General features: G+C 53.8%; 1 pseudogene. It reads left to right on the top strand.

Annotated features, from left to right (window positions below):
* A pseudogene (locus ACLHZ1_RS20910) lies at positions 1 to 247 on the top strand (IS4-like element ISAs18 family transposase); the annotation flags it as partial.

Genomic DNA, 247 nt, shown 5'->3' with positions numbered 1-247 from the left:
ATGCCCATGAGAAAGAGCTGCTCACCAAGCTCAAGCAGACGTTGCCAGAGGGTATCTTCGTGACGGTAGTAGCTGACCGCGGCTTTGGTTACATGGAGCTGTTCGAACGCCTGGAGCAAGAGCTAGGCTTTGCTTATCTCATTAGATTTAAAGGAAATGTTTTGGTTGGTTACCCTGGTGTAGAGCAGGTTCCAGCTCGGGACTGGCTAACGCCGACCGGGCGCACCCGAACCCTCAAAGCGGTGGA

Origin of the sequence: Aeromonas sobria (assembly GCF_050266975.1) — a bacterium.
Taxonomy (GTDB): domain Bacteria; phylum Pseudomonadota; class Gammaproteobacteria; order Enterobacterales; family Aeromonadaceae; genus Aeromonas; species Aeromonas sobria_B.
The sequence above is the reverse complement of the archived record's forward strand: the minus strand, read 5'-3'. Positions and strand labels throughout refer to the sequence as shown.